Raw genomic sequence first — 17,057 nt, forward strand, 5'->3', positions numbered from 1 at the left:
CTTTTAAAAAATGAAAGCCACTTTATAGTTGCGAAAGGATGAGCTTACGCTTGGGCCAATCTAATACGAAAAAGAAAAAGAGGGCTGTTTATATCCCGCCAGCCAAGCAGAAAAAAGGAAACGGAGCTCTAATTTGGCTAACAATTGCTTTAGCTTTCATTGCTGTTGTTATTGTGCTTGGCATCAATAATTCATCCAAAAATGCATCTAAACCGTATGCCTTTGAATACAGCGAGCTGCCGCGCCTCGGCCAAGAGGACGCTCCAGTCAAAATCGTAGAATTCGGCGATTATCAATGCCCGGCTTGCAAAAACTTTTCCGAGACGGTTAAGCCAAGCCTCGTGAAGGATTACATCGACACCGGCAAAGTTTCCCTGTACTTCGCCAACTATGCTTTCATCGGTGAAGATTCAGAAACGGCGGCGATTGCAGCCGAATCTGTCTATCGCCAAAATCCGGAAGCATTTTGGGCTTACAACGATGCGCTTTATGCGAATCAAGGCGAGGAGAACAAAGGATGGGTAACGCCGGACACCCTGGTGCAAATTGCAAAGGACGCCAAAATTGACGTGGATTATGACAAGCTGCTCAGCGATATCAATGCCGGAGCTGGCAGAGACAAGATTGCAGAGTACAGCAAACTTGCCGAATTCACTCTTCGCGTTGGCGGCACACCAGCTGTTTTAATTGACGGCAAACAAGTTAAATTCAACAGCTATAATGACATCAAAGCTGCGATTGAAAGCAAGCTTAACCCACCAACCCCTAAGGAGAACGGTTAAGAATGAATAATTCCACTCAATTCGATTTATCCTCGTTTGATGAGGAAGAGGTTGAGGAGCAGCTTGGATTTTGGCAGAAATACCGCTTATATTTTGCTTGGATTGTTGCACTGACGGCAACTCTCGGCAGCTTGTATTTCAGCGAAATACGCGGGTTCATTCCTTGCGATCTTTGCTGGTACCAGCGTATTTTTATGTATCCGCTCGCGATTATTCTTGGCATTGCCGTGTACAAAGGCGACCGCGCCGTCGTGCGGTATGTCATCCCGCTGGCCTGGATCGGCATCGCGATTGCGCTGTACCAGAACCTCCTGATCTGGAATCCTTCTATGGCGGGCTTGGTGCCTTGCAAATCCGGCATTCCTTGTAATGTAGATTACCTGAACTGGCTTGGCTTCATCACGATTCCTCTGCTGTCACTGACAGCATTTACGCTGATTCTCGGCTGCCTGCACATTAAGGGCCGCCGTTAGGCTAGGCGTAGTCGTACATTCAGTTGAACTAATGGTCGTGAAGCACACGCCGCTTTGTCGAAGCAACTCTCTTTTTTAGAGGGCGCTTCGGCGGAGCGGCGTTTTATTTTTCACATAAACATTAACAAGAGAAGGGTGAGCGGAAATGGCACTATTCGATTTAAGTTTGACAGAGTGGTTAAATGGCGAAATCGAGCAGGAGAAAAGCCCGCGCAGGCGCGAACGGTTGAATGAAGGGCTGGGACATGGAACGCTGGAGTTTTTGCGGCTGGTATGGTTCCCTGCGGTTAAATCATTTGACTGTTTGCGCCCGGAATGGGAGGTAAGGGATTTTAATCATGGATATCGCTATCTTGATCTGGCCTATCTGCCAGGAGGAGGAGTTAAAGGTGGAATTGAGATTCAGGGGTTTGGGCCTCACGCCCGGGATCTTGATGTGCGGAGATTTAAGGATCTGTGCTGGAGACATAGTTTGCTGGCGCTGGACGATTGGATTTTTCTTCCTATCGCATATTTGTCCATAACCGAGGAGACAAAGCGTTGCCAGCAGTTGATTCTTTCGTTTTTAGGCAAATTTGTCGCTTCCAATGCTCCGGCTGGACTGTCCAGCCCTGAGGCGGAGGCGATCCGGTTTGCGAGAAGGCTAATGCTGCCGTTTACGCCTGCTGATCTTGCCGCTCATTTGCGGATTACCGATTCTTATGCCAGGACGATTCTTCACAAGCTTGTTGAGCTGCAATGGATCGTTGTTGCGAGTGGTAACAAGCGTTACCGGACCTATCAATTGCGGGAGTTCCACTGGTAACGCAACTGAGACGCGTTATTTCGCCTAAAAGGCTGGATTTGAAATTTTAACGCAACTGAGAGCGCTTATTGGGCGGAAAAGAGGCGGAAATACTCCCAAATAAGCCATATAACGCCGCTCAGTTGCGTTAAAACTTAAAAAGCGCTCATTTTCGCTAAATAAGCCTTGTCAGTTTCGTTAGAGCATTCGGCTAAGCCATTCCCCCTGATTGGCTGAACCCCGCACCGGGTAAAGGTTTAAGGCACGTCCTTCGTAAGAGCGTTTACATTCCAAGGCAAGCGTTTTCCATATAAATTCATCTGCCTCCAGGAGAAAAATAACCTCGATTCGTGTAGGACTCTTCCGACTCGATGTCGAAGAGGATTGCTAGAAGAGGTTTACTACCATGAAACCGACTTGAAGCGATTGCCGCTGCCTCATCTTTAATTCTCCGGAGGTGTCCCCATGCCCGCAGTTAGAGAAAAGCAGGATAAGGCTTTATTAAAAGACGTTTATCTGTTCAACCGAGGCGACAATGATTTTGCTTACCGTACCTTCGGGGCTCATATTAAGCTGGAAAACCGCCGCAAAGGCGTACGCTTCACCGTCTGGGCGCCGAATGCAGCCGATGTTGGCATCGTAGGCGATTTTAACGGCTGGGACAGCGCTGAGCACCGGATGGAGCCGGTCGCCGACACTGGAGTATGGACGCTATTTGTGCCTGGCCTAAAGGCTGGCGATTTATACAAATACGAAATTCACACTTCGGACGGACGACGCCTGCTGAAGGCTGACCCGTTTGCTTTTGCTAGCGAGCTCAGACCCGGCACCGCCTCCGTTGTAGCTGACCTGACGAGTTACAACTGGAAGGACGAACAGTGGCAAACACGCAAACAAGAGACCTCCCCCTACGACCAGCCGATGCTCGTCTATGAAATGCATATGGGGACGTGGAAAATCAAAGGCCCAGAGATTTTCTACAGTTATGACGAGATCGGCGCGGAAATTTTGGATTATGTCGTAAAAATGGGTTACACCCACATCGAGCTCATGCCGCTCGCAGAGCATCCGTTTGACAAGTCTTGGGGATATCAGATTACAGGCTTTTTTGCTCCGACGGCCCGGTACGGCTCCGCCAAAAGCCTGATGAAGTTCATTGACCGCTGCCACCGCAAAGGCATTGGCGTCATCCTGGACTGGGTTCCTGCACACTTCTGCAAAGACGAGCAGGGGCTGCGCGAATTCGACGGCACCCCCATTTTTGAAGGCAGCGACCCGCGTCTGGCCGAAAAGCCTCTCTGGGGCACCAATTCCTTTGATTACGGCCGCACCGAAGTGCAGAGCTTCCTGATTTCCAATGCGCTCTATTGGATGGACATGTTCCATATCGACGGTCTTCGCGTTGACGCGGTTGCGAGCATGAGGGATTTGACGATGGACAAGTCACCGGAGCAGCAGACCCGCAATATTTATGGCGGAACGCGCAATTTGGATGCCGACGAATTCCTCAAAAGGCTGAACAAAGCGGTTTTCCGCTATTTCCCGAACACGCTGATGATTGCGGAGGACAGCTCCGCCGAACCCGGCGTAACCGCTCCCGTACACGAAGGGGGGCTGGGCTTTAATTTTAAATGGAACATGGGCTGGATGAACGACATGCTCCGCTACATGCAGCTGGACCCATCCGAAAGACCCAAGCGTCATAACTGGCTTACATTTGCCATGATGTACGCCTATTCCGAGAACTTTATCCTGCCGCTTTCGCATGACGAAGTTGTCCACGGCAAAAAATCGCTGCTGAACAAAATGCCGGGCAGCTACGAGGAAAAGTTTGCCGGCTTGCGGGCTTTTTACGGATTTTGGATGACGCATCCCGGTAAGAAACTGCTGTTCATGGGAGGAGAATTCGGTCAATTTGACGAATGGAAGGATAGCGAATCTCTCGATTGGATGGTTCTCCAGTACGACTCCCACAGCAGCATGCAGCAGTACGTCCGCAAGCTTAACGGACTATACCGCAAGCAGGGAGCGTTATGGGAGCAGGACTTTAATCCCGAGGGCTTCGAGTGGATCGATGTCAACAACTCAGAGCAGTGCGTAATCTCGTTCATTCGCAAGGGCAAAAGCGGGAATTACACCGTTACTGTCGCCAACTTCTCGCTCAATCACTATGGGGATTACCAAGTCGGAGTGCCGGATAAGGGCCGTTACAAGCTCCTCCTGCACAGCGACGATTCCATATTCGGGGGCTCCTCCTCGGAGCTTCCGGCCCGTTATTCCAGTACAGAAGCACCAATGCATGGCCGAGATTTCAGCCTTAACCTGCATCTGCCCCCGCTGTCCTTTCAGCTGCTAGAGTTTCAATCGCGGGGAACACACTGACACGAGGAGTTGGGAACCATGGGCCAAAAAGAAATGATTGCGATGCTGCTTGCCGGTGGAGAAGGAAAACGCCTCGGCGTCCTGACGAAGGATTTGGCCAAGCCGGCCGTACACTTCGGAGGCAAATACCGAATCATCGATTTTACACTCAGTAATTGCATGCACTCGGGAATAGACACCGTTGGTGTGCTTACCCAATATCAGCCGCTCGTACTGAATCGGTATTTGGGCATCGGAAGCCCTTGGGGTCTTGACCGCAGCGATGGCGGCATGGCCGTTCTCCCGCCCTACGTAAAGTCCAAAGGTGGCGACTGGTACAAAGGGACAGCCAACGCCATTTACCAGAACATGGGATTTATTGATCGTTACGAACCGGAATATGTGCTTATTATATCCGGCGACCATATATACAAAATGGATTATGAAAAGATGCTCGAGCATCATAAAGAGCTTGGAGCGGACGTGACCGTTGCGGGCCTGGAGGTTGACATCAAGGAGGCCAGCCGCTTCGGGACGATGATTATCGGCGACAACTGCCGGATTACCGATTTTGAAGAAAAGCCTAAACATCCCGTCAGCAATGTCGTGTCGATGGGAGTATATATTTTCAACTGGAAGGTGCTGCAGCGTTACCTGATTCGCGACGAAGCGGACCGCAAGTCGTCCCATGATTTCGGCAAGGATATCATTCCGGCGATGCTGGAGGATGACATTCACCTGCACATGTATCCGTTCAAAGGGTACTGGAAGGATGTCGGCACGATTGAAAGCTTGTGGGAAGCGCATATGGATCTGCTGGGCTGCGAGCCGCAGCTGGATCTTGGCGACAGCGACTGGCGCATCTTTTCGACGAGACATAACCGCCCGGCGCACTATGTATCTCCGTCAGCTTCCATTACCGAGTCGATGATTACGGAAGGCTGCGTCGTGGAGGGCCAGGTGAACCGCTCCGTGCTGTTCAGCGGCGTGGAGATCGGGGAAGGCTGCGTGATTGAAGAATCAGTCATTATGCCGGGAGCCGTCGTTGGCGCTGGAGCCAAAGTGTATCGCACGATTGTAGGCGAAAATGCGGTTGTGGAGCCGGGAGTGACGCTCGGCGAACGGGGCAGCGGAGAAATCGCCGTTGTAGCCAGCTATGATAAGGTGAATGTGTCCCAACTTCAGGAGGTGCAGCAGCCATGATCAACAAAGCGATGGGCGTAGTCAACCTGATTCACGAAACGGATGAGCTGGAAAGCCTGACCGTTTCCCGCTGCCCGGCTACCGTGCCGTTTGGAGCGCGTTACAGGCTGATCGATTTTATTTTGTCCAGCATGGTGAATTCCGGCATCTCCAAGGTTGCGGTGTTTGCGCATACGAAATACCGCTCGCTGATGGACCATCTCGGCTCCGGACGCCCTTGGGATCTGCACACCCGCCAGAGCGGACTGTTTATTCTTCCGCCTGCTACCGACAACATTCATGAGCTGAGCCGCGGCGACCTGTTCCATTTTTATCAGAACCGGGATTACTTCCAGCGCTGCAAGCTGGAGTATGTCGTTGTAACGCGTAGCCATATGGTATGCAACATCGACCTGGACGCCGTTATCCAATACCATGAAAGCAACGATGCGGATATTACCGTTGTCTGCAAAAAACAGGCGGATCTGCTCGGCGGCAAAACGCGCAAGGTGGAGCTCGGCGAGGGCGGACGCGTCAAAGGGATGCAGGATCATTTTGGCAATATGGAATCTGACATCCACTCCATGGAAATCTACGTGATGAAAAAAGACCTGCTAATGGATCTCGTGCAGACTTCGCTTGCTCAGGGACAGGATCATCTGGTGCGCCATGCCATTTTATCCCGTGTCGACAGTCTCCGAATCTATGGGTATTTATATGAAGGGTATCTCGGCGTCGTCAACACGGTGGACGCTTATTACCGGACAAGCATGGATCTGCTGCGTCCTGAAGCGTGGCGCGAGCTGTTTTTCAAGCCTGGCGCTATTCTGACCAAAACAAAGGACGAGCCGCCTACCCGCTATTTGGAAGGGGCCAAAACGGGCAACTCGCTCATCGCAAACGGCTGCAAGATTGAAGGCACCGTTATCAATAGCGTGCTTTTCCGAGGCGTGCATGTCGGTAAAGGCGCAGTCATCCGCAACAGCATCGTGATGCAGAACGGCATCATTGGTGCGGGAACGGCTCTGGACCGGGTCATTCTGGACAAGGAAAGCCATGTTGAGCCGGGCCGGGATATTCGCGGTGCGGAAGGGCTGCCGTTCTTGGCTGGTAAGCGGAAAACGATTTGACAGAACGGTGAAATTACAAGGAACTGATGAAAAGAAGCGAAGCCTAAGATTGAGCCCGGAGAAGCGGAAGCGTTCGCCTTTGATGTCCGATTTCAACCTCAATAGGTTAAGTTCAAAGAAATCGGAGATCAACAGCGATCAGAGGGCCAATCTTTGGCGTAGCGGGAACTGATTCATCAGGTCATTGAAAATAAGCTGCGATGAGTAGATAGAGCCAATCCGCAACAGGAACGGCCTATATGGAGGGAACCATACGTTATGAAAGTATTGTTTGCCACTTCGGAAGCGGTCCCGCTCGCCAAAACAGGCGGGCTGGCCGATGTTGCCGGAGCGCTGCCCAAGGCGCTGCTGGCGGAAGGCGTCGACGCGCGGGTCATTTTGCCTAAATATGAAACGATTCCGGCGGAGCATCTGCAGCATTTTGAAACGGTGGATGTATTCTCTGTCCAGCTTGGCTGGCGCATGCAGTATTGCGGCTTGCTCAAGGGCAAAGTCGACGGCGTTATCTATTACCTGATCGACAATGAATATTATTTCCGGCGCGGCGGCCTGTACGGATACGACGACGACCCGGAGCGGTTTGTGTTTTTCAGTATCGCCGTTTTGGAAGCGGCGCGGCGCATGGAGGACATATGGGATGTCATTCACTGTCATGATTGGCAGACCGGCCTGATTCCGTTCCTGCTGAAGCGCCGTTATTGGAGCGACGACCGCCTGTCTGGAGTACGTACGGTATTTACAATCCACAACCTGAAATACCAAGGCGTATTCGGCAAACAGCAGATGATGGACCTTGTCGGCATGGGACCGGATATTTTCGGCTGGGACGGTCTGGAGCATAACGATGCGGCCAATTGCATGAAGGGCGGATTGCTGTACGCCGACAAGCTGACTACGGTCAGCCCTTCTTATGCCGATGAGATCAAAACCGCTTTTTACGGGGAAGGCATGGACGGCATTTTGCGGCTGCGCTCAGGCGATTTGAGCGGTATTGTGAACGGCATCGACACGGAGCTGTTTGATCCGATGAACGATGCGGCGATTGATACGCCTTACCTCGACTCTCTGCCGCGGAAAAGGCGCAATAAGCTGGCGCTGCAGAAGGAGATGGGCTTGCCGCAAAATCCGAACGTGCCGGTTATCGGCATCGTTTCGCGGCTTGTGGAGCAAAAGGGATTTGATCTGATCGACGGCGTGTTAGGAGAGCTGCTGGAGGAGGATGTGCAGTTCGCCGTGCTGGGATCAGGTGACTATAAGTATGAGGAAATGTTCCGCTCCGCCGCGTATACCCGGTTTGACAAGGTGAGCATTCGCACCGGCTTTAACGACGGGCTGGCGCGCCGTATTTACGCAGGATCGGACATGTACCTGATGCCTTCTCAATTCGAGCCTTGCGGGCTGAGCCAATTGCTGGCGCTGCGCTACCGCACTGTTCCCATTGTCCGCGAGACTGGAGGACTTCGGGACACAGTCCGGCCGTTCAACGAATATACTGGCGAGGGCAACGGTTTCAGCTTTGCGAATTACAATGCGCATGATCTGCTGCATACGATCCGCAGAGCGATCGGCTTCTACCGCAAGGAAAAAGTCTGGAAGGAAATCGTTCACAACGGAACGTTGGACGATTATAGCTGGAGCCGTTCCGCCGGAGCCTATATCGGCCTCTACGAACAACTCGCACCAGAGCGGAAGGAGAAGGAAACATGGCCCGTCACCTCGTAATCGGCAATGGCAAAATGCTCCTGAACCTGGACCATAATTGTTACATCCGGGATATTTATTATCCTTTTGTCGGACAGCTCAATCATGTCGGCGGACAGTATTGCCGTCTTGGCCTGTGGACGGAAGGGCAATTCACCTGGCTGGAGGATGCCGCTTGGGACAAAAAGCTCGGGTATATCGAGGATTCGCTCGTCACGGATGTGACGGCCCGCCATTACGGTCTAGAGACCGAGCTGCAGATGAACGACGGCATTCACCAGCGTGAAACGATTTATTTGAAACGTGTGGTGATCCGCAACCATGCGAACCGGGAAAGAGAATTCCGGCTGTTTTTTCATCAGGACCTGATGATTGACGGCTCTGAGGTTGGCGACACCGCCGCCTACTATCCCGACAACCATACGTTGTTTCATTATAAGCGTTCGTCTTATTTCATGTTTAACGGCTTCTCGGAGGAAGGCGGCATTACGCAGTACTCCACCGGTATCAAACGTTTCCACTCTGCGGAAGGGACATGGCGCGACGCCGAGGATGGAGTGCTGATGGGCAATGCGATTGCGCAAGGCTCGGTTGACAGCACGATCAGCTTCCGCACTTCGATTCCGGCCGGAGGGGAAAAGACAATTTATTACTGGATGTCAATCGGCAAAAGCCTCGAAGAGGTCAAAAAGCTGAATCAATACGTTCAGGACAATCATCCCGAAAAACTGCTCAGCCGCGTTGTCGTCTACTGGAATCACTGGCTGAACCGGGCGGAGAAGGATCTGGGCGATCTTCCGCCCGAGGTAGGGCGCATGTTCCGCCACAGCCTGCTGATGGTACGGACGCAAACCGATGAGCGCGGCGCGATTATCGCAGCGAACGACACCGATATTTTGCAGTATAACCGCGACCATTACAGCTACATGTGGCCTCGGGACGGAGCGCTTGTCGCGGATGCGATGTCGCTTGCCGGTTACCAGAGCGTAATTGCTCCATTTTTTCAATTTTGCACCGATGCGTTAACGCCGGAAGGTTACCTAAACCACAAATTTAATCCCGATGGTACGGTCGGCTCGAGCTGGCATCCGTACACCGTGCAGGGAGCCAAAAGGCTGCCGATTCAGGAGGATGAAACGGCGCTTGTGCTGTTCGCTCTGTGGCGGGACTATCAGCGGCATCAGGTGATCGAGCTTCCTCAGTCGATGTACAGCAAGCTGATTCGTAAAGCTGCAGCATTTTTGAGCGGATATATGGAGCATTCGTTGTCGCTTCCCAAACCGAGTTATGACTTATGGGAGGAGCGCTACGGGATCTGGACGTACACGGCGGCCTCGGTTTACGGCGGTCTTATGGCAGCTTCGTTCTTCACCGAGCTGTTCGGCGACTATGAGCGCAGCGATCATTACCGGCGTACTGCGGAAGAGCTGAAGCAGGGCATGCTGACGCATCTGTGGGATGAAGAAAGCGGACGGTTTGCCCGCGGTCTCGTGCAGAAGGACGGCGGCTGGGTCAAAGATATGACGCTGGAAAGCAGCCTGTTCGCTGTGCTGGAGTTCGGCGTGCTGCCGGCTGACGATTACCGCGTTATCCGCACGATGGAGTCGATTCGCGACGGTTTGGCGGTACGCACCCATATCGGCGGCATCGCTCGTTATACGAACGACTACTACTTCCAGCAGTCCGGTGAAATCGATAAGGTGCCGGGCAATCCGTGGATTATATGTACGTTATGGGTGGCGAACTATGAGATCGATTCCGCCAGCAAGCTGTCCGATCTTGAAGCGCCCCGCCGTACGCTGGAATGGGTAGTATCCCAAGCGCTGGAAAGCGGCGTGCTGCCTGAGCAGCTGAATCCGTATGACGGCAGCCCGCTGTCTGTCGCGCCGCTGACGTGGTCGCATGCTACCTTTGTGCAGAGTGTCTGCAAATATGCCGCGAAGTATAAGGAGCTTTCCTTGAAATGATCGGCATCAGCAAAATCCCGGCCTCTTAAGAGGGCGGGATTTTGTCTTTACTGGTTGCCGTTTCGAAAATTTAGAGAGGTAATTAAAACGCTCCATGCAGCAACTATAGCTGCATGGAGCGCTCAACAAAAGATTGGATGATAAGGTCCAGTTAAAAGAAAAAGGCGCGTGAAATAATAACGAGCAGAATAAATAAAACCAGAATAACGCCTATGCCAGAACCAAGGCCGCCCCAGCCCGTTCCGCAGCCGCAGCCGCCTCCGTAGCCGCCGATAGGGTAGTTAGCGGCTCCAACGCCGCCTACTGCTGCATTTTCGACTCCATAACCCATGGTGAATGCCTCCCGCACGTATAGTGGCGAAGTTCCGCATCCTTCATGAATACCGGCTGAACTCCACATCCACACTTTATGCGGTTTTTCCGCGCATGGACCCGGCAACTATCACGGTTACGTCGACTCGGCTTCGCTTCCTGGCACTTCGGCATTTACGATTAACTCGCTGATCGCTTCTTCTGAAGCGGAAGTTGCGGATAAGGCATAGGCAAATTGCCTAAAGTGCTTCAGACGAGTTTCCAGCTCTGCCTCCACGGCATTGCCTGTAAGCATAACGGCTGCTGAGCTGTAAGCGATGACGCTTACCGAGCCAACTTGAATGCCCGGAGTTGGATTCGTTCGAATCGTTCGAACATCGGCAGCATCGGCGCTTTCTTTTAATTGGGCAAACGGTTTGTAAAACAGGGGATAGCGGTCAAACTCAACCTCTCCTCCGACTCTGTGATCGAGCTGGCGCTGAACGGCCAAAACTTTAGTTCGCGAGTGTATTCTTCCGGTATCTCCGAATTGAACAACGGAAGACAATCCGATGCTGATCAGCTCAACGGAGCCGATGTAAGCAGTTCGAATGGAAGCGTCGGAGTCAATCATCGCGCGCCCCCTCTGGAAGAAGGTATTGCACGATTGACATTATTGGACGGAGTTAACGCTCCTGAGGATGATTGAAGAGACTCGCTTTCTTCAATGACCGGAACAATCGTTTGACCGCCTGGATTTTGAATGACTCCCGCTTCAGTATTATTGTCCGGCTCGGGCAGAGGAGCGAATGGGCCGACGATTATAGCCTCGGGAGGGGTGTCAAAAATCGAATACATGACCATCGAATCCGTATCCCCGATTTGAAAAAGGGAGGATGCTGCGACGCCAAGTATTTCCACGCAGCCTACAGATAAAACATGATTCGTAACATGGACATTCATTGCCATTTGAATCACCGCTTCCTTTCAGGGGGAGCTATGCTAGATAATTGCTGGACGTAGTTTTTAAGCGCGGTTTCTGCATCTCTGACCGTACGTTCAGCCGTCCGGTGCAGCTTTTCCGGGGCGAGACGCGTTTGTTCGGGAGAATCTCCCTGGGAATTCCCGAGCCCGGCCAGCTCTTCATTCATATATAAACGAATTCTTTCAGGGATTTGCCTCCGAACATCTTCAATGACCATTTGGCGATGGGAGGGATCCAGCTGCACTTTGCTGGATTTAGCTGCAGCGTCCAGCTTCATATGGGCATTAGCATTCAACCATGTATTCACTGAATCGCGTATGTCGGTAAAACCCGGAAGCATTACGGCGGGCTGGGCGCTGCCGGGAGCCGGAGAAGCTCCGATTGGCGGAAATCCGGTCGGGCTTCCGTTCGCAGGCTGAGCGGCAGATGCTGCTTGCGGCGGTGCAGCTGGAGTCCCTGAAAAGCCTGGTATAGCTGCGGCTCCAGGATCTAATATTGGATGCGCCGGAACGGCAGGCGGCTGGCTGGCCGTTAAGCCTGGAGCTGCTCCGAAGCCTGGTTGCGCTGGTGTGGTGAAAGCGCCGGGAATTGCGGGCTGAAATGGAGTCTGCGCTGCTGACTTTGCCGCAGCGGCTGAGCTTGCAGCCTGAGCTTTAGCTGCTTGCGACGCTATACCAGCTGCAGCCGATTGCGGAATAGGCAGCGGATAAACTTTTGCACCGCCATTCTCGACGTTGATGTTTGCCGGTAATGAAAGCTGTCCCAATTCCTGCAGCTGGCTTTCCGAAGGAGCCGTCATGCCGATATTAAGCGTGCCGTCAAGCTGCTCAACCTTAAGCTGATCAAAATTGTATTCTATTCTCTCAATCGTATACGACGGTTTCGATTCAAGCTCTTGCAGCTGAGCTGCCAGCTGTCTCACATAAGCAGCAAGCTGCACATTATATTGCTGCTGCTCCGACCACCCTGCAACGAGAGATTTCACACATAGCTGCAAACAGGACGGATCGTTGAGGTTGCCCGTGCATGGATGCGATTCATCTGAAACCGACTGCAATACGGCGGAATTTACGGGATTTTCGTCCGGTACAATCGTGTAAGGAGGCCCAGGAAACGGCCATCCTTCGTAGTTCTCCCATTGTTTCATGAAATCGGAATTTGGGGCGCTGATAAGCTGTTCAAACTTTTTCTCGTCCAGGCCCTGCAGTAAGCTTGGATCCAAACCGGGAATCCCGCTGCCGACAGGCCAGCCTCCTTGGGATAATCCGGCTGGCGGTGCGCCTAAAAAAACGGTGCCTGGCCCCCATGAAGGGACAGGCCCACCTGAAGACGGCTGCCAACCTCCGGGAATTTCCGTCGTTCCCTCAGGGGTAACGACTATAGTGGTCCCTGGAATTTCGACAGTATTGCTACCTACTATTCCAGCGCTGTCCACCTCTTCAGCTTCCGCATTACCCGCTTGAGTACCTGGAATACCCGGAATCACAGGGAATGCGGGCGATGGCACGGCAGATGGTGCGGGCTGCAAGCCGGGAGGGGCGGCAAAACTTCCGGCAGGCTGCATGCCGACCGGAAGCCCTCCAACAACGGTAGGTTTTGCCTGCTGTTGCCCCCATCCGGGAGGAGGAGTAGGAGCCGCCTGCTGTTGCCCCCATCCGGGAGGGGGAGTAGGAGCCGCCAGCTGCTGTCCCCAACCGGAAGGGGGAACAGGAGCCGCCAGCTGTTGCCCCCATCCGGGAGGGGGAGTAGAAGCCGCCAGCTGCTGTCCCCAACCGGAAGGGGGAACAGGAGCCGCCTGCTGTTGCCCCCATCCGGGATTAGGCGGCGGAGCTTGATTTGCAGGCCAGCCCGGATGGAGTGCGGGGGCTAAGGCTTGTTGTGCGCCCCACCCGGCATACGGCTGGCTGGCTGGCATCGGCGCTCCTTGCTGCGGCCAGCCTCCCGGCATCATTCCGGGATAGGGCGCCCATTTTCCTCCGAATCCGCCGCCCATGCCGTTTCCGCCCATCATGCCGGGAAACGCTCCGCCAAGGCCCGGCCAGTTCATGCTTTTGCCAAGCAGACCGGGCACTAAACCGCCAGATAAGCCTTTTCCGCCCTTGCCCGTCAACAAGCCGAGCGCTGTCGATAGGGGATAAGAACGATCCGGATGTACTTGCGGAGCCTCCGCGTGCTGCTGAATTCCAGGTGCCTGTCTAGCAGCGAAAGATTCCTTATGCTCCATCCGTTCGGTCACCTCCTTGATCGATTAGCTTTTTTAGCTTGGATTAGGAAGCGGAACAAAATTAATTGCATTTGCGTTTTCATCCGTGGCGGTCAACTCATCTGCAGGATGGGTGAAGCCGCCGGAGTTGTACAGCTGGGAAAGGGGACGGATTGATCCTGCGCTTCCGATTTGCAGCACGGAGCTGTTCGTCAGGCTATCCACCCGCAGCTGCTGAATTGTAATCGACTGGTGAACGGTCAGATTCATATCACGTTAGCTCCTGATGCGATTTCGTTGCTGGAGTTATCCTGCAGATCCGGGTCTAGCGTATTGGTGGCGCTCAGCCCGTTATTTGCATTGGTAAGTCCGCCTGTCAAAAAGGAACCGGAACCGGCATATGTTTTGGAGGTGCTGGACGGGGATATTTGCACACTGTCCCCAAACTGCACCACTGCGCTGGAACCTACACTAACGATGTTGACAAAGCCTATCGCAGCTGGCATATTTCATCACCTCTGAATCGGCAGGTATAGGCAGTTCGCATGAGTGCCGGCTGCCTCTTGTATCTCCACTATATGCGGCATTCGCCCAAATGTTCCAAAAGCCGAGCCTTAAAAGTCGGCAGCTGTCACCAAATTGAGCCCGGCTGCATACCGTAGGGCATAGAGGAGGCGAATGCCCATGACTGGCAAGTTCGAGCGGATGCAGGATTGGCTGTCCAAACAGCAGCTCCCCCGCGGCTTCGAATTAATGAAAGATCCGGAGTGGGTTGCAGGTTTTGTTAGAGGGATGATGGAAAGCGCAATGAGCGGCAATCCTTCAGCTGGATTGTCAGGCATGCAGCAGGCGGATGACAAGGAGAGCAAGGAGAAGGACTTCAAAGCGGCCGTTTCGTCCGTCGAAGCGGAATGGAGCGAGGGGCGGGAGTATTTGCTGCTCAAAGTGCCCATGAATGGTGATCCCGACTGGGATACACTGCGTGTGTTGGCCAAAGAAGAGAGGCTTAAGCTGGAAGGGTTGCCCGGGCGAAAACCACAAATATTCAAGCTGCCAAGCCCGATTATGCCCAGATCCACCCGTGCGGTGCTGCGCGGAGGCGTGCTGAAGATTCGCATGAAAAAAAAGCAGGCCGGACGTTATATTGATATTTCAATTGAAGATGGAGCCGACTGAGCGGGGGAAATTGCCTTCGCTCTTTATTTATCTAAAATTGCCGAGAATACTCCACCTTCTACAAGGAGGGGATGAATCGGCATTTTTTGGATGTATAAACCGAACGTATGTGCTATAATTGAGGGAGACCGCAAAACCGGAGGTGATGGTTGCATGGTGCATCACAAGGCGTTTCGCTTTCGCATCTATCCCACCGAAGAACAACGGACGCTCATCCATAAAACCATCGGCTGCGCCCGCTATGTCTTTAACACTTCCTTGAAAAGTGGAATCAAACCTACCAAGAATCAGGAAAAGGGCTGACCTACAACACCTGTGCCATCGGACTGCCTTCCCTCAAGCGTCTCTTTTCCTGGCTAAAAGAAGTGGACAGCATGGCTCTGCAATCCAGTGTACGGAACCTGGCGGATGCTTTTGCACGGTTTCACCAGAGGCAGAATAAGGCCCCTTGTTTTAAATCGAAGCGGAATCCTGTACAAAGCTACACCACGAAATATACCAACGATAACATTGCGATTAAAGGCGACCGACTGAAGCTGCCTAAGCTGGGTTGGGTTCGGTTTGCCAAGTCCAGGAACGTAGAGGGACGAATCCTCTCCGCTACAATTCGGAAGAACCCAACAGGCAAATACTTTGTCTCGATTCTATGCGAAGTGGAGATGGAGCCGCTTCCTGAATTGGAAACAGGCATAGGTGTTGACTTGGGTCTCAAATCGCTTGCGGTGTGCAGCAACGGGGAAGTCGTGTCCAATCCGAAGCATCTCCGCACCTTCGAAAAAAATTGGCTTTCTGGCAGCGCCGCTTGTCGCGGCGAACAAAAGGTTGTTCAAATTATGCCAAGGCGAAGCAGAAGATCGCTCGGATTCATGAGGAAATCGCCAACTGCCGACAGGACTTTTTGCACAAGCTCTCGACCAAGTGGATTCGTGACAACCAAACGATCTGCCTGGAAGAGCTGCAGGTAAGTCACCTCATGCAACATTCCAAGCTGGCCAAGTCCATTGGAGACGCGTGTTGGGCCACGCTTCGCACGATGCTGACTTATAAAGCGGCTTGGTATGGCCGTCAAATTCAGACCGTGGCAAAAACCTATCCATCCAGTCAGCTTTGTCATGTGTGCGGAAACCGAAATCGCGACGTGAAACAGCTTAGCCTGCGGGAATGGAGTTGTTCTCGTTGCGGCACGAATCACGACCGGGATCATAACGCGAGCATGAACATCAGGCAAGAAGGGCTACGTTTGTTGGGACATCCCAACTCAACTGCGGGAACCGCAGGGATCGCTTGCTCCTAAAGAGAAGGATGCTTCTCTGTTCGCAAGAATCCTCCACCTCTCCAGGTGGTGGGAGCGTTCAAGGCGATCCGTCTAAATTGTGAACATAGCGTCAAAATTGGATGAGCGCATGCGGTTGCGTTTGGCAAACGCTTCCTTTATGATTTTAAGAGACTGAATTATACATAAGGGAGTGTCCAAGGTGACAGCCGTTGACGTTAGCAATGTTTCCGCAGGATTGTTTGTCCTGGGGGCAGTTTTCATTCTGCTCATATTTTCACTGCTTAGTCTTGGCGTACTGAGAATGTTCCAGCAGCGCTTCCGGCAAGGCTGGTTTTACTTCGCAGGAGGCGTGATCAGTGCGATTGTGTTCTACATTTTGTTGGATTTATGGTATATCTAGCCCTATCAATTGCATTTGACTAAAACCGCTTTTGCGGTTTTTTTAATGTCTATCGAAGATTTCAGGGGCGGTCTGGATCTAATTCAATCCATTTATGAGAAGGAAAGAGGCTTTCTGATGTGGCAAAAAATATGGTTTATTAGCAATATGGGATTTGTGGCGACGTTGATTTGGTATATGTTCCTGCAGCGGGCTTATGCGGATGCGCTGCATCGCAAAGATTCGCCGGAGCTGCTCTCCAGGCACCGCCGCCGCCGGACATTCGCTGCCATCGGGGCTATTTTGCTGTTTATTTTAATGGCTGCGGCATTTCTGACAAATATGAGATTAAACGGTTAAGCCATAT

General features: G+C 52.6%; 17 protein-coding genes and 1 pseudogene. 12 read left to right on the plus strand and 6 right to left on the minus strand.

The features are described from left to right. Positions 1 to 50: 50 nt before the first annotated feature. The 8 genes from M3223_RS07765 (at position 51) to M3223_RS07800 (ending at position 10,380) form a co-directional block, all read left to right on the plus strand. Positions 51 to 782 (plus strand): DsbA family protein, encoded by a 732-nt coding sequence (locus M3223_RS07765; protein ID WP_251560703.1) that lies wholly within the window; start codon positions 51 to 53, stop codon positions 780 to 782. Positions 783 to 784: 2 nt separating this feature from the next. Further along, positions 785 to 1,255 (plus strand): disulfide oxidoreductase, encoded by a 471-nt coding sequence (locus M3223_RS07770; protein WP_251560704.1) that lies wholly within the window; start codon positions 785 to 787, stop codon positions 1,253 to 1,255. 145 nt (positions 1,256 to 1,400) lie between these two features. Further along, on the plus strand, positions 1,401 to 2,060 hold the full coding sequence (locus tag M3223_RS07775; RefSeq protein ID WP_251560705.1) for a transcriptional regulator: 660 nt from the start codon (positions 1,401 to 1,403) through the stop codon (positions 2,058 to 2,060). A gap of 444 nt (positions 2,061 to 2,504) precedes the next feature. After that, positions 2,505 to 4,421 carry a 1,4-alpha-glucan branching protein GlgB gene (gene glgB / locus M3223_RS07780; protein ID WP_251560706.1) on the plus strand — a complete coding sequence of 639 codons (1,917 nt, stop codon included), beginning with the start codon at positions 2,505 to 2,507 and terminating at the stop codon, positions 4,419 to 4,421. Positions 4,422 to 4,439: 18 nt separating this feature from the next. Next, a complete protein-coding gene (locus M3223_RS07785) occupies positions 4,440 to 5,603 on the plus strand; it encodes a glucose-1-phosphate adenylyltransferase (RefSeq protein ID WP_251560707.1) in 1,164 nt (387 codons plus the stop codon). Then, a complete protein-coding gene (gene glgD, locus M3223_RS07790; RefSeq protein ID WP_251560708.1) occupies positions 5,600 to 6,712 on the plus strand; it encodes a glucose-1-phosphate adenylyltransferase subunit GlgD in 1,113 nt (370 codons plus the stop codon). The genes M3223_RS07785 and glgD overlap by 4 nt, the downstream gene beginning before the upstream one ends. A gap of 258 nt (positions 6,713 to 6,970) precedes the next feature. Continuing rightward, complete coding sequence (glgA, locus tag M3223_RS07795) at positions 6,971 to 8,434, plus strand: glycogen synthase GlgA (protein WP_251560709.1); 1,464 nt, start codon at positions 6,971 to 6,973, stop codon at positions 8,432 to 8,434. Continuing rightward, entirely contained in the window at positions 8,416 to 10,380 is a 1,965-nt protein-coding gene (locus tag M3223_RS07800) for a glycoside hydrolase family 15 protein (RefSeq protein WP_251560710.1), read from the plus strand. Before glgA ends, M3223_RS07800 begins: the two co-directional genes overlap by 19 nt. Before the next feature lie 151 nt (positions 10,381 to 10,531). Here the strand turns inward: M3223_RS07800 and M3223_RS07805 are convergent, their stop codons facing one another. The 6 genes from M3223_RS07805 to M3223_RS07830 all read right to left on the minus strand — a co-directional run bounded on the left by M3223_RS07805 (position 10,532) and on the right by M3223_RS07830 (position 14,365). Continuing rightward, positions 10,532 to 10,711 carry a hypothetical protein gene (locus M3223_RS07805; protein ID WP_251560711.1) on the minus strand — a complete coding sequence of 60 codons (180 nt, stop codon included), beginning with the start codon at positions 10,709 to 10,711 and terminating at the stop codon, positions 10,532 to 10,534. Positions 10,712 to 10,828: 117 nt separating this feature from the next. Next, a complete protein-coding gene (locus tag M3223_RS07810) occupies positions 10,829 to 11,305 on the minus strand; it encodes a spore germination protein GerPE (protein ID WP_251560712.1) in 477 nt (158 codons plus the stop codon). Then, positions 11,302 to 11,640: a hypothetical protein gene (locus M3223_RS24455; protein ID WP_353057675.1), complete on the minus strand. Its 339-nt coding sequence runs from the start codon at positions 11,638 to 11,640 to the stop codon at positions 11,302 to 11,304. The genes M3223_RS07810 and M3223_RS24455 overlap by 4 nt, the downstream gene beginning before the upstream one ends. Positions 11,641 to 11,645: 5 nt before the next feature. Then, positions 11,646 to 13,880: a spore germination protein GerPC gene (gene gerPC, locus M3223_RS07820; RefSeq protein ID WP_251560713.1), complete on the minus strand. Its 2,235-nt coding sequence runs from the start codon at positions 13,878 to 13,880 to the stop codon at positions 11,646 to 11,648. 33 nt (positions 13,881 to 13,913) lie between these two features. Then, complete coding sequence (locus M3223_RS07825; RefSeq protein ID WP_251560714.1) at positions 13,914 to 14,129, minus strand: spore germination protein GerPB; 216 nt, start codon at positions 14,127 to 14,129, stop codon at positions 13,914 to 13,916. Then, complete coding sequence (locus tag M3223_RS07830) at positions 14,126 to 14,365, minus strand: spore germination protein (RefSeq protein ID WP_251560715.1); 240 nt, start codon at positions 14,363 to 14,365, stop codon at positions 14,126 to 14,128. The genes M3223_RS07825 and M3223_RS07830 overlap by 4 nt, the downstream gene beginning before the upstream one ends. 178 nt (positions 14,366 to 14,543) lie before the next feature. On the opposite strand from M3223_RS07830, the gene M3223_RS07835 reads away from it, so the two are divergent. From M3223_RS07835 to M3223_RS07850, 4 genes and pseudogenes are all read left to right on the plus strand, one after another. Beyond that, positions 14,544 to 15,035, plus strand: a complete 492-nt coding sequence (locus M3223_RS07835) for an Hsp20/alpha crystallin family protein (protein ID WP_251560716.1) — start codon at positions 14,544 to 14,546, stop codon at positions 15,033 to 15,035. 153 nt (positions 15,036 to 15,188) lie between these two features. Continuing rightward, positions 15,189 to 16,329 (plus strand): annotated as a pseudogene (tnpB, locus tag M3223_RS07840) (IS200/IS605 family element RNA-guided endonuclease TnpB). A gap of 181 nt (positions 16,330 to 16,510) precedes the next feature. Beyond that, on the plus strand, positions 16,511 to 16,711 hold the full coding sequence (locus M3223_RS07845) for a hypothetical protein (protein WP_251560717.1): 201 nt from the start codon (positions 16,511 to 16,513) through the stop codon (positions 16,709 to 16,711). A 117-nt stretch (positions 16,712 to 16,828) separates the two neighbouring features. Beyond that, positions 16,829 to 17,050: a hypothetical protein gene (locus M3223_RS07850; protein WP_251560718.1), complete on the plus strand. Its 222-nt coding sequence runs from the start codon at positions 16,829 to 16,831 to the stop codon at positions 17,048 to 17,050. The last annotated feature ends 7 nt before the right edge of the window (positions 17,051 to 17,057 follow it).

Source organism: Paenibacillus pasadenensis (assembly GCF_023715725.1).
Taxonomy (GTDB): Bacteria; Bacillota; Bacilli; order Paenibacillales; family Paenibacillaceae; genus Paenibacillus_O; species Paenibacillus_O pasadenensis_A.

Bases quoted from the DNA above. Each gene is read 5' to 3' on its own strand.
- M3223_RS07830 (WP_251560715.1), bottom strand. From the start codon at position 14,365: ATGCCAGCTGCGATAGGCTTTGTCAACATCGTTAGTGTAGGTTCCAGC.
- M3223_RS07850 (WP_251560718.1), top strand. From the start codon at position 16,829: ATGTGGCAAAAAATATGGTTTATTAGCAATATGGGATTTGTGGCGACG.
- M3223_RS07825 (WP_251560714.1), bottom strand. From the start codon at position 14,129: ATGAATCTGACCGTTCACCAGTCGATTACAATTCAGCAGCTGCGGGTG.
- M3223_RS07800 (WP_251560710.1), top strand. From the start codon at position 8,416: ATGGCCCGTCACCTCGTAATCGGCAATGGCAAAATGCTCCTGAACCTG.
- M3223_RS07835 (WP_251560716.1), top strand. From the start codon at position 14,544: ATGACTGGCAAGTTCGAGCGGATGCAGGATTGGCTGTCCAAACAGCAG.
- M3223_RS07805 (WP_251560711.1), bottom strand. From the start codon at position 10,711: ATGGGTTATGGAGTCGAAAATGCAGCAGTAGGCGGCGTTGGAGCCGCT.
- M3223_RS07785 (WP_251560707.1), top strand. From the start codon at position 4,440: ATGGGCCAAAAAGAAATGATTGCGATGCTGCTTGCCGGTGGAGAAGGA.
- glgD (WP_251560708.1), top strand. From the start codon at position 5,600: ATGATCAACAAAGCGATGGGCGTAGTCAACCTGATTCACGAAACGGAT.
- glgB (WP_251560706.1), top strand. From the start codon at position 2,505: ATGCCCGCAGTTAGAGAAAAGCAGGATAAGGCTTTATTAAAAGACGTT.
- gerPC (WP_251560713.1), bottom strand. From the start codon at position 13,880: ATGGAGCATAAGGAATCTTTCGCTGCTAGACAGGCACCTGGAATTCAG.
- M3223_RS24455 (WP_353057675.1), bottom strand. From the start codon at position 11,640: ATGGCAATGAATGTCCATGTTACGAATCATGTTTTATCTGTAGGCTGC.
- M3223_RS07810 (WP_251560712.1), bottom strand. From the start codon at position 11,305: ATGATTGACTCCGACGCTTCCATTCGAACTGCTTACATCGGCTCCGTT.
- M3223_RS07770 (WP_251560704.1), top strand. From the start codon at position 785: ATGAATAATTCCACTCAATTCGATTTATCCTCGTTTGATGAGGAAGAG.
- glgA (WP_251560709.1), top strand. From the start codon at position 6,971: ATGAAAGTATTGTTTGCCACTTCGGAAGCGGTCCCGCTCGCCAAAACA.
- M3223_RS07775 (WP_251560705.1), top strand. From the start codon at position 1,401: ATGGCACTATTCGATTTAAGTTTGACAGAGTGGTTAAATGGCGAAATC.